The sequence below is a fragment of the Mesorhizobium sp. LMG 17147 genome, from assembly GCF_024297145.1.
Classification (GTDB): Bacteria; Pseudomonadota; Alphaproteobacteria; order Rhizobiales; family Rhizobiaceae; genus Mesorhizobium.
The window spans coordinates 1-11640 of record NZ_JANCTC010000009.1; the positions used below are offsets into that span (position 1 = coordinate 1).

The window sequence follows — 11640 nt, forward strand, 5'->3', positions numbered from 1 at the left end:
GGCTGTGCATCAGTGCGGTCGGCGCGCTCAGCGGATCGCTGGTCAGGAACACCGCGGTGCCCGACACCAGATGCGGCTTCTTCTTCAGCAGATTGCCGGCAAGGAAATCCAGCGGGATCTCGTTCCGCCGGGTCTTGTCGAACAAATAGCGGGTGCCGCGGATCCATGTGGACATGATCAGTCCCATGCCGCAGGCGACCGTGATCGACACCCACCCGCCTTCGAGGATCTTGACGACGTTTGCGAGGAAAAATCCGGTATCGATCGTGCCGAACAGCAGTGTGAGCGCGGCCGCCAGTGCAAGCTGCCATTTCCACCGGAACCGCATCACCACGAACAGCAGGATGGTCGTCATAAGCATTTCGCCAGTCACCGAAATGCCATAGGCGGAAGCCAGCGAACTCGAACTGCCAAAGCCGACCACCAGCAACATCACGCCCAGCGCGACCACCAGATTGACCCGCGGCATGTAGATCTGGCCGGACTGCATCTCGGAAGTATGCTGCACCTCGATACGTGGCAGCAGATTGAGCTGCACCGCCTGACGGGTCAGTGAGAAAGCGCCGGAGATCACCGCCTGACTGGCGATCACCGTCGCTGCCGTGGCCAGCCCAACCATGGGCATTAGCGCCCAATCCGGCAGCATCTGGAAGAATGGATTGGTGGGTTTGCCGCCGTTGGCAAGAACGAACGCGCCTTGTCCGAAATAGTTGAGGAGCAAACAAGGAAACACGACAGCAAACCATGCCAGCACGATCGGCCTGCGCCCGAAATGGCCGAGATCGACATAGAGGGCTTCGGCCCCGGTGACCGCCAGGAACACCGCCCCGACCGTGACGAAAGCGCCGGTGGGCGTATTGGCCAGATAAGCGACCGCGTAATAGGGATTGACCGCCAGCAGGACCGACGGATCGTCAAGCAGATGGTAGACCCCGGCGGCGCCGATTGCCAGGAACCACGCTGCCGTCACCGGCCCGAACACGGCCGCCACCCTGCCGGTGCCGAACCGTTGCACGGCAAAGAGCATTGCCAGGATGACAAGAGTGATCGGAACGACAAAGGTTTCGAGCGTCGGAGCCATCACTTCCAGGCCCTCGACAGCCGAAAGCACGGAGATGGCGGGCGTTATTATCGCGTCGCCGAAAAAAAGCGCCGCGCCGCAAAGTCCGATCCCCAGAATGAACGGGGCTCCCTTTGGATAAGCACTACGCGCAAGCGACATCAGCGACAGCGTGCCGCCCTCGCCCTTGTTGTCGGCTCTGAGGACGAAAGCGACGTATTTTATCGTGACGATGATCGTCAGCGCCCAGACGATAAGCGACAGCACACCGAGGACGTCGTTGCGCGCTACTGGTCCCGACGACGCGTGCAGTGCTTCCCGAAATGCGTAAATTGGGCTGGTGCCGATATCGCCGTAAACCACGCCCAACGCGCCCAGCATCAGCACCTTGGTGCTGTGCTGCTCGACGGTGGAATGGCTGGATTGCTCGATGGGTTCTGCCTCGCTACCAGCGTTGGCAAGGGCCATGGACGACACTCCCATAGACGTTCGGTGCTCTATGCTGCGGGGATGGAAAGGGCGCGCTGCCGTGCCGGGAACGCAGGGCTATCGGCTCGCCTCTCTCTACCAGCCACAAGCCTTCAGAAACCGCCTGACCGTTCCAGCCATGCCATACTCCAACGCATCGGCTGTCAACCCATGCCCGATCGACACTTCGGCCAATGCCGGGATGCGCCTGGCCAGTGCCGGCAAATTGCTCACCACAAGGTCGTGCCCGGCATTGACCTGGAGCCCTGCGGCCAGTGCGGCATCCGCCGTCTTTCCCAATTTCTCCAATTCCTTCGCCGCTTTTGCCGAATCGGAATGATAGCTGCCGTATGGACCCGTATAGAGTTCGATCCGGTCGGCGCCGGTGTCGCGAGCGGCTTTCACGCCATCGGGGTCAGGATCGGAAAACAGCGACACGCGAAAGCCTCCCTTCTTCAGGCGCTTGACAACCGGTGTCAGGAACGCGGCCTCGGCCGCGAAGTTCCAGCCATGGTCGGAAGTCGCCTGCGCCGGGTCGTCGGGCACCAGCGTCACCTGCTCGGGTTGATGCTTTTCCACAAGCGCCAGGAACTCCGCGGTCGGATAGCCCTCGATGTTGAATTCCGCATTCGGGAACTCGTCGTCGATCAGCGCCCTGATCTCAGGCAGATCGGAATGCCTGGTGTGCCGCTCGTCGGGTCGCGGGTGCACCGTCAGCCCATGCGCGCCGGCGGCAAGGGCGATGCGTCCGAGCCCCGTCACGCTTGGCCACGGCAGGTCGCGCCGGTTGCGCAGCATGGCGATGGCATTGAGGTTGACGGAAAGCTTTGCAGGCATTTGCACGGCTCCAGGCTGATATCGGCGCGCATCTATACCGTCTTTAGGGGGAACAGACAGAGGGTTTCAGGTGTTCCAAAGGGAACGAAGAAATCGAGCGCAAGGAGTTTCCTGTTGAATTTTCTCGACGACGTGCCGGCGGTGCGCCGCATCGACACCGATCGCGAGGATCTCTTCGCCATCGATGTCGTCGGCCACGTCACCGCGGCTGACGCTGAAAACCTGTTCGGATTGCTGGAGGCGGCCTACGCGCTGCACTCGAAAATCGACGTGCTGGTGCGCCTGATCGATCATGAGGGTGTCGACTGGACCGACGTGTCGGACGAGACGATCGAACAGGGCATAGCTCATGCAGTGGAGCATATCAGCCGCTGCGCCGCGGTCGGTGAGCCGAACTGGATAGCCGAGGCAAGAGCCTTTCTGCCTACCTCTGTGCCTATCGAACTCCGGCATTTCGAGGCCAAGGACGAGGCCGCCGCTTGGGAATGGCTTGGCGCCAACCCGATCGCCCAGCGCTGATGCGGCCTATCGGACGATCGTCAGCCGTTCGGCCGCGCGCGTGATAGCGGTGTAGAGCCAACGCTGCCGGGTTTCCTTGAACGCCCAGCTTTCGTCGAAAAGCACGATCTCGTTCCACTGCGACCCCTGCGCCTTGTGCACGGTCAGCGCGTAGCCATAGTCGAAATCGTCGAAACGCTTCTTCTGCTGCCAGGGAATGTCGGCGTCCGGATCTTCGAACGCCGCCTTGAGCAGCTTGATCTTGGCGACGCCGCGATCCGGGTCGTCTTCCTCCGGCGAAACCAGAAGATTGATGCCGGGCTTGACCGTCTCGCGCGACGAGGTCATCACCTTCCACAGCGAGCCGTTGAGCAGTCCCTTGGCCGGATCGTTGCGCAGGCAGACCAGCTTGTCGCCGGCTTGCGGATAATCGGCGTTGAACCCCTTCAGCTCGCGCAGCCGCTGGTTATAGCGGCGGCGCGTGCGGTTGGTACCGACCAGCACCTGGTCCGCCTTCAGCACCAGTTCCTGGGTGACGTCTTCCTTGCCGATCACTTGCGCCGCGCCATAGTCGCCGCGCATGAACTCGCGGCCCTCGCGCACGTCGAGCGCCAGCCTGATGATCGGGTTGTCGCGCGCCTGGCGGTGGATTTCGGTGAGCAGAATGTCCGGCTCGTGGTCGGTGAAGAAGCCGCCGCCGGAGATCGGCGGCAACTGGCCGGGATCGCCAAGCACCAGGATCGGCGTGCCGAAGCTCATCAGGTCACGGCCAAGCTGCTCGTCGACCATCGAGCATTCGTCGATGACGACGAGCTTGGCTCGCGAGATCGGGCTCTGCCGGTTGAGCGAAAAGGTCGGCGACATCGAGGTTTTGCCGGTCACCTCGTCCGCTATCGATTCCTCGCCTTTCGGCCGGTAGATCAGCGAATGGATGGTACGGGCATTGACCGCGCCCTTGGAACGCAGCACCTGCGCCGCCTTGCCGGTAAACGCGGCGAACTGCACCTGGCCGTCGACATGCTCGGCGAAATAGCGCGCCAGCGTCGTCTTGCCGGTGCCGGCATAGCCGAACAGCCGGAACAGCTGCGGCTTGCCGGCTTTCAGCCAGCCGGCCACTGCCTTCAGCGCCTCGTCCTGTTGAGGAGAGAATTCCATCAGCGCGACAGACCGGATTCGCGAGGGAAAGACAAGGTGAGTGCCATCACCATCAAATTTCACCGCCGGCAACTGCGCCGCTGCGACAGGATTATCAGTGACGAACAGGAACGTAAAGAGAACAAACCAGGCGACCGCAGCTTACCGAACCCGCCGTGGATCGTTCTCCAGCAGGATCGGCTTGCCATGCGGCGTTGCGTGCGCGGCGCGTTCCCAGGCAGCGGCAATGGTGTCGACGTCTTTCTTGCCGGCAATGCCTTTGGCCGACAGCAGCTTTTCCAGCGCCGCCAGCCAGTGCTCGTAGTAATCGCGACCGTCGCGCGCGGCGCCCGGCCGCTTCACCTCTGCCGACAAAGCATCCGCCCATTCGCTCCACGAAAACAACCCGTTATCGTGCAGTGCTACCGTCATGGCAAAGGCCTCTGCTTGCCACGGCTCGGCAAACACAGGCGCCTCGACACCGGCTGGCGGCATAGCGGCGATTGAGCTCGTCTCACGCCGGCTCAAGGTAGTTCTCCCAGGCATCGATCGAAACGACAAGTGTCGGGTCGGCGCCCTCGCCCCAGATTTCGCTGCCGGTGAAGGCCACCGTATAGACCCATTGCGGGTTTTCACCCTGGCCGTGCGCGTTTGTGTCGGGAAAAACAAAGCCGCCGCGCACAGCCTCGACGACACCTTGCTTGCCGCGTGCATAGCGCGGGAGCCTGGTGTGGCCCGTCGGATGGAAATTCTTCGTACGCACAGTGTCGCCCGCCTTGAACCGCGCCGGCATAGCGACCGGCCGGTCGCAAGGCCCGCCCTTGGCCAGCACCGCCGGAACATCTTTAGCCTTCAGCACCCGTTTGGGTGTCGCTGCCGGGTCGACTGCGTCGCCCGTGGCCAGGTCGCGGTCGCCGACGAAACCATGGCGTTTGAGCAGCACCTCCAGCGCCTTGATCCATATCTGGTAGTAGCTGGAGGCATAATAATCCGCTGGATGCAGCGATTCCCGCGCGTGCCGGCTCTCGTCGATGTTCCAAGCGCCCATGGCGCCGGCGCACAACGTCACGCCCAGCGCCCGCCTTTCCCAATCGGCATGGAAATAGGGTTCGTCCGGTTCTGGCGCGACCGGCCCGAAACCCATCTGGCCGCCGAGATCCTGCGGCCCGTTCATGCCGGCTCCCGCGCCAACGCGGTGCCGATCATGGCATCGCGCGTCACAAGATCGGCGAGCCGTCCCTCATCCCAGCCCTCGGTGCCCCTTGGCTGCATAGGCACCACCAGATAGCGAAGCTCGGCGGTCGAATCCCACACCCGGATTGTTGTCGTCGCCGGCAAGATCAGCCCGAATTCCTCAAGCACGCCGCGCGGATCGATCACTGCGCGCGAACGATAGGGCGGCGCCTTGTACCAGACCGGCGGCAGGCCGAGCACCGACCACGGATAGCAGGAGCATAGCGTGCAGACGACGAGGTTGTGCGCTTCGGCCGTGTTGAAGACCGCCTGCATGTGCTCGCCTTGCCGGCCGGTGTAGCCGAGCGATTCGATTGCCGCCGTCGCGTCACGCTTCAGCCATGCGGCAAAGGCGGGATCAACCCAGGCTTTCGCCACCACCTTTGCGCCGTTGCGCGGCCCGATCTTGGTCTCGTAGGTGTCGACAATGACATCGATCGCCGCCGGATCGATCAGGCCTTTGCGGGTGAGAATCGTCTCCAGCGCGCGCACGCGCGCCGCAAAAGGATCAAGCTCGTTGTCATGGTGGTGATTATGCGGCATGGCGTCAAATTACGATTGCGGACCCCCGGCCGCAAGCACCACGGCTTGGGCCAGCGCTATTCGGCTGCGGCCTTTTGCGGCACCGGTTCTTCCTCCTCGTCGAACAGTGACGGCTGGTCGACCGCTTCGACCGGCCTCGGCTCGCCCCGGCGCCGCGCCCACAGCCTGACCAGCCAGCCGGAAAAATGCTCCATGTAGACGTAGATGACGGGCGTGACGAACAGCGTCAGTGCCTGCGAGGCGACCAGACCGCCGACCACCGCCACGCCGAGAGGCTGGCGCAGTTCCGCACTGGCGCCGGTGCCGAGCGCGATGGGGATGGTACCCATCAGCGCGGCAAGCGTGGTCATCATGATCGGCCGGAAGCGCATCAGGCAGGCCTTGTGGATGGATTCGACAGGCGACATCCCCTCGCGCCTAAGCTCGAGCGCCACGTCGATCATCATGATGCCGTTCTTCTTGACGATGCCGATCAGCATCAGGATGCCGATCACCGCGATCACCGACAGGTCCATCCCCGCCAGCCGCAGTGCCACCAGCGCGCCAAGCACCGCCGACGGAAGCCCGGTCAGGATGGTAAGCGGATGGATGAAGCTCTCATAGAGCATGCCGAGAACGATATAGATGGTGAGGATCGCGCCACCGATCAGCAGTCCCTGGTTGGAAAGCGAATCCTGGAAGGTCTTCGCCGTGCCCGAGAAAGTGGTCGAGATCGTCGGCGGCATGCCGATCTTTTCCTTCAGGGCATTGATGTGGCTCACGCTGTCACCGAGGGCTACGCCCTGCGGCAGATTGTAGGAGATGGTCACAGCCGGAAGCTGGCCGAGTTGGTTGACGGTCAGCACACCAGCGGTCCGATCGACGCGGGCGAACGCGCCGAGCGGCACCAGGCTGCCGCTCGCCGTTCTCACCTTGATGGCCAGCATCCGCTCGGGCGACCACTCGATCTTCGGATCGAGTTCCATGATCACGTCGTAGCTGTCGGCCGAGCCGAAGATGGTCGACACCTGCTGGGTGCCGAAACCGCCATAAAGGCTGGAACGCAGCGTGTCGGTATCGACGCCGAGCGTCGCCGCCTTGTCGCGGTCGATCACCAGCGTCGCCTGAAGCGCATTGTTCTGCAGGTCATTGGTGACGTCGGTGAAGGCGGCATGGTCGGCAGCCATAGCGTCCGTCAGCTTCTGCGCCCAGACGTTCGTCAGGCGGGTATCGAGGCCCTGCACGGCAAGCTGGTAGGCACTCGCCGAAGAACGCGCGCCGAGCCGCAGGTTCTGCACCGGCTGCATGTAGGTTTCGATGCCGGGCACGTTGGCAAGTTGGCGCCGCAGGTCCGAAAGCACCTTGTCGATGTTCGGTCGCTGGTCCTTGTCTTTCAGCTGCACAAACAGCTGGCCCTGGTTGAGCGCATTGCTTCCACTGCCCGCCGACCAGCCGACATGCGCGACGTAGGGCGAATGGGTGAAGACATCCGCCACTTGCCCCTGCAGCTTCACCATGGCGTCAAACGAAATATCCTGGCGCGCAATGGTCGTCACTGAGACCTGGCCGATATCCTCCTGCGGGAAAAAGCCCTTCGGCGAGATCTGGATCAGCCATACCGACAGCCCGGCGGTCACGAGGAAGACAAGGAAGACAAGGAAATTGTGGTGCAGGCAGAATCTCAGCAGCCTGTCATAGCCCCGTATGAAGACGTTTTGTCTGTGGTCCCCGCCATGCGCTGCTTTCTGCTCGGCTTTCGATAATGACAGCAGCCGCGAGCACAGCATCGGCGTCAGCGTCAGCGAGACGAACATCGACGCCAGGATGGCGACCGTCACCACCACCGCGAATTCGTTGAAGATGCGCCCGATCACGCCGCCCATCAAAAGCACTGGAATGAACACGGCGACCAGCGAGATCGAGATCGAGATGATGGTGAAGCCGATCTCGCGCGCGCCCTTGAGCGACGCCTCGAGGGCCGAGAGCCCGTCCTCCTCCATATGGCGGAAAATATTTTCCAGCATGACGATGGCATCGTCGACGACAAGGCCGACCGCCAGCGTCAGCCCCATCAATGAGACGTTGTCGATGGAAAAGCCGAACAGGTACATCACACCCAGCGTGGCGATGAGCGAAATCGGCACCGCCACCGCGGGGATCACCGTCGCCGTCACCCGGCGCAGGAACAGGAAGATCACCATCACTACCAGCGCGATGGTGAGCAGCAGCGTGAACTGCACGTCATCCACCGCCTCGCGGATCGACGTGGAGCGGTCGTTGAGCAACTGGATGCTCGCCGCCGCCGGCATCTGACCCTCGAAGGAAGGCAGCATCGCCTTGACGCGGTCGACGACGTCGACGGTATTGGCATCCGGCTGACGCTGCACCGCCATGATGATGGCGCGGGTGCCGTCGTACCAGCTTGCCGTCGTCGTGGTCTCGACCGAATCGATGACGCGGGTCACCTCGCCGAGCCGCACCGGATGTCCGTTCTTGGTTGCGATGATGATGTTGGAGAATCCCGCCGCGTTGGTCAGCTGCGTGTTCGCAGTGATCGTCAGCTGCTGTTTGTTGTTCTTGAGCACGCCGAGCGGCGTGTTGCTGTTTGCCGAGGCAATGGCGGTCTGCAGCTGGTCGATCGAGATGCCGCGCGCGGCGAGCGCCGTCGGATCGATCTGGACGCGTACGGCATATTTTTGCTGGCCGTAGATCGAAACCTGCGCAACCCCATCGATCGTCGACAGCGATGGCGAAATCACATTCTCGGCAAAGGCATCGAGATCGGTCAGCGGAATGGTGTCGCTGACCAGCGACATCAGCAGGATCGGCGCGTCGGCTGGATTGACCTTGCGATAGCTCGGCGGGCTGGTCATCTCCGGCGGCAATTGTCGTTGCGTGCGTGCGATCGCCGCCTGCACGTCGGCGGCGGCGTCGTCTATGTCGCGGTTGAGCACGAACTGAATGGCGATCGAGGTCGAGCCGAGCGAGTTGGTCGTCGAAATCGAATCGATGCCGGCGATGGTAGCAAACTGCTTGATCAGCGGCGTTGCCACCGAGGTCGCCATGGTTTCCGGCGAGGCCCCGGGCAGCGAGGCCGAGACGTTGACCACCGGAAATTCCGCGCTTGGCAGTGCCGCCACCGGCAGGAATTTGTAAGCAAATAGCCCGCCCAGAACCAGAGCGAACGACATGAGCAGCGTGGCGACGGGCCTGCGGATGCAGAATTCGGAAATCATGGCTGTGTTCCGCCCGTCCGGTCGGCCTCGGCGACCTTCGGAGCCGCCTGGTCGCCGGTGCCGGTCGAAGCCTTGCCTTCGCGCACCGCCGCGCCGTTCTTCAGCTTGGTCTGGCCTTCGACGACGACACGCTCGCCGCTTTTCAATCCTTGGCTGATCGCGGTGTTGGCGCCTTCTGTCAGCGCGACCTGCACCGGCCGCATCTCAACGGTGTTGTCCGGCTTGATCACATAGACGAACGGCCCCTTCTGGCTAGGCTGGACGGCAACCGTCGGAACCGACGTCATTTGCGGCATAATGCCGGCATCGAGCACGACATTGACATATTGGCCCGGCCACAGCGAAAGATCGGCGTTGGGCACGCTGGCCCGCGTTGCGATCGTGCCGGACGCCGTGTCCACGCTGGAATCGACGAAATCCAGCGTTCCCTTGCCGATCGGCTTCGGGTCGCCATCCTTGGTCAGCGTCACCGCGCCTTGCTGCGGCGCCGCCAGCGCTTTGTGCAGTAACGCAAGATCGCTTTCGGGGAGATTGAAATTCACCTGCAACGGGTCGACCTGCGTGATCGTCACCAGCGGGGTCGACGTGCTGCTGCTGTTGCTGGTGGTGACGAGATCACCGACGGCGACGCTGACCGCGCCAAGCCTGCCGGAGATCGGCGCCCTGATCGTGGCGAAGCCAAGCTGGATTTGGTCGGCATCGATCGTTGCCTTGTCGGCGTCGACGGTGGCCGCTGCGGATTTCTGCGCCGCGACAGCCTGATCGTAGGTCTGCTGTGTGCCGGCTTGCCTGGCGACAAGATTTTTGGCCCGCTGAAGATCGGCCGTGGCGCTGGCAAGCAGCGCCTGATCTTTTGCGAGCGTCGCCTGATCGCGTGCCAATTGCGCCTTCAACGAGCGATCGTCCAGCGAGAACAGAAGGTCGCCTGCCTTCACCATCTGTCCGTCCTTGACCGCGATTGCGACGATCTGGCTCGAGACCCGTGCGTCGATGCTGACCACGGCAGGAGAGGACACGAAGCCGATGGCATAGCGCCGGACCGGAAAATCGGCCGTCGAGGCGCTGGCGGCAACCACGGAAGTCGAACGCGCGGCACTTGCCGCTGCAGCGGGTTTGTCCGCCGCCGCCGTCTGCTTCGCCGACAGCAGGTGCTGAAGATCGCTCGTTGCGCTGGGCGAAAGATAGAGCCACGCCGCGGCAACGCAGGCTGCAGCGATCACCGCAAATACGATCTTTCCGCGCATCGACAAAAGGCCTCTCGATCCGACACGCCGCTATCCGGTGGCCGTAGTCTAGCTCAACTCGCAGCCGATTGCCGCGCTTTTGCCAGATAATAGAGGACGCCGAAGGCGAAAAAGGGCCAAAACCCGTCATTACGAAGATTTAATGTGCAGTGCACAATAAAACGGCAGCTAACGCAGCATCGGCCACAGCGTCGCCGCCAGCATCACGCCCATGGCGATGTTGAACCATTTGAGCCGCACCGCATCTGCCAGAAAACCGCGCAGCGCCATGCCGAAACCGGCCCAGGTCGAAATGCTCGGCAGCATGACGACGGCGAACGCAGCCGCGATGAGCACCACGGACACAAACGGGCGTTCCGGGTTGGTATAGACGGCCATGGCCGTAATCGCCATCACCCAGGCCTTGGGATTGACCCACTGGAAAGCCGCAGCCTGGATGAAGCGCATCGGCTGGCCCTTCGCCTCGCCTTCGCCGCCGAGCGAGCGCGACATGGCGATCTTCCAGGCGAGATAAAGCAGGTAGAGGCCGCCGGCGATCTTCAACCCGGTATGCAGCACCGGAAAGGCCGTCAACACGGCGCCAAGCCCGAAGCCTACGGCAAGCAACAGCACGAGGAAGCCGAAGCCGATGCCGAGCATGTGTGGCACGGTCTTGACCAAGCCGAAATTCACACCCGAGGCCAGAAGCATGAAATTGTTCGGACCCGGCGTGACCGAGGTCACGAAGGCATAAACCAGCAGAGCAAGGAATGCATCGAAGGTCATGGTGTTCCCCCCAATCAGTCCGATCGGTGGCAAAGCGACAAGATAGAGCCCGGCCGAACGATCACATCCCTTGCGGGCCGCGGTTCATCGCCGCCACCCCGGTGCGGCAGATCTCGACGAGCCCGAGCGGTTTCATGATGGCGATGAACTGATCGAGCTTGGACCCCTTGCCGGTGATCTCGAAGATGAAATGCTCGGTGTTGGCATCGATGACGCTGGCGCGGAATGCATCGGCGAGCCGGAGCGCCTCGACGCGGGCTTCGCCGGTGCCGGCGACCTTAACCAGCGCGAGTTCCCGCTCCAGTGGCCGCTCCTGTCCAAATTCCTGCGACCGCACCGTGAGATCGACGACGCGGTGCACCGGCACGATGCGCTCGAGCTGGTGCTTGATCTGCTCCAGCACATGCGGGGTGCCGCGCGTCACGATGGTGATGCGCGACAGATGCTTTTCGTGCTCGGTTTCCGAAACCGTCAGACTCTCGATGTTGTAGCCACGTCCGGAAAACAGGCCGATGACCCGGGCAAGCACGCCCGGCTCATTGTCGACCAGGACCGAAAGCGTGTGGTTCTCTGGTTTTTCCGTCTCCTTGGCGATGAAATAGGCCGAGCCGGTCGGTTGCAACTGTGCGTTCATGACATGAAT

11 protein-coding genes are annotated in these 11640 nt (G+C 62.7%); 1 reads left to right on the forward strand and 10 read right to left on the reverse strand.

The window, feature by feature from the left end; all coding sequences use genetic code 11:
- Both NMG46_RS17780 and NMG46_RS17785 read right to left on the reverse strand, forming a co-directional pair.
- Positions 1–1528, reverse strand: a 1528-nt coding sequence (locus NMG46_RS17780) for a potassium transporter Kup (protein ID WP_254818914.1), incomplete at its 3' end; no start/stop codon positions are given.
- A gap of 96 nt (positions 1529–1624) precedes the next feature.
- Entirely contained in the window at positions 1625–2365 is a 741-nt protein-coding gene (locus NMG46_RS17785) for a pyridoxine 5'-phosphate synthase (RefSeq protein WP_254818915.1), read from the reverse strand.
- Between the two features lie 114 nt (positions 2366–2479).
- On the opposite strand from NMG46_RS17785, the gene NMG46_RS17790 reads away from it, so the two are divergent.
- Positions 2480–2884, forward strand: coding sequence for an STAS/SEC14 domain-containing protein (locus NMG46_RS17790; RefSeq protein ID WP_254818916.1), 405 nt, complete (start codon positions 2480–2482; stop codon positions 2882–2884).
- A gap of 6 nt (positions 2885–2890) precedes the next feature.
- Here the strand turns inward: NMG46_RS17790 and NMG46_RS17795 are convergent, their stop codons facing one another.
- The 8 genes from NMG46_RS17795 to ilvN form a co-directional block, all read right to left on the reverse strand.
- Complete coding sequence (locus tag NMG46_RS17795) at positions 2891–4018, reverse strand: ATP-dependent RecD-like DNA helicase (RefSeq protein WP_254818917.1); 1128 nt, start codon at positions 4016–4018, stop codon at positions 2891–2893.
- 141 nt (positions 4019–4159) lie between these two features.
- Positions 4160–4492, reverse strand: a complete 333-nt coding sequence (locus tag NMG46_RS17800; RefSeq protein WP_254819096.1) for a nitrile hydratase accessory protein — start codon at positions 4490–4492, stop codon at positions 4160–4162.
- A 19-nt stretch (positions 4493–4511) separates the two neighbouring features.
- On the reverse strand, positions 4512–5171 hold the full coding sequence (nthB, locus tag NMG46_RS17805; RefSeq protein WP_254818918.1) for a nitrile hydratase subunit beta: 660 nt from the start codon (positions 5169–5171) through the stop codon (positions 4512–4514).
- Positions 5168–5773, reverse strand: coding sequence for a nitrile hydratase subunit alpha (nthA, locus tag NMG46_RS17810; protein ID WP_254818919.1), 606 nt, complete (start codon positions 5771–5773; stop codon positions 5168–5170). The genes nthB and nthA overlap by 4 nt, the downstream gene beginning before the upstream one ends.
- Before the next feature lie 56 nt (positions 5774–5829).
- Complete coding sequence (locus NMG46_RS17815; protein WP_254818920.1) at positions 5830–8988, reverse strand: efflux RND transporter permease subunit; 3159 nt, start codon at positions 8986–8988, stop codon at positions 5830–5832.
- Positions 8985–10232 (reverse strand): efflux RND transporter periplasmic adaptor subunit, encoded by a 1248-nt coding sequence (locus NMG46_RS17820; protein ID WP_254818921.1) that lies wholly within the window; start codon positions 10230–10232, stop codon positions 8985–8987. The genes NMG46_RS17815 and NMG46_RS17820 overlap by 4 nt, the downstream gene beginning before the upstream one ends.
- A gap of 168 nt (positions 10233–10400) precedes the next feature.
- Positions 10401–10997 (reverse strand): LysE family translocator, encoded by a 597-nt coding sequence (locus NMG46_RS17825; RefSeq protein ID WP_254818922.1) that lies wholly within the window; start codon positions 10995–10997, stop codon positions 10401–10403.
- A gap of 61 nt (positions 10998–11058) precedes the next feature.
- Positions 11059–11631 (reverse strand): acetolactate synthase small subunit, encoded by a 573-nt coding sequence (gene ilvN / locus NMG46_RS17830; protein ID WP_023676680.1) that lies wholly within the window; start codon positions 11629–11631, stop codon positions 11059–11061.
- Positions 11632–11640: the final 9 nt, after the last annotated feature.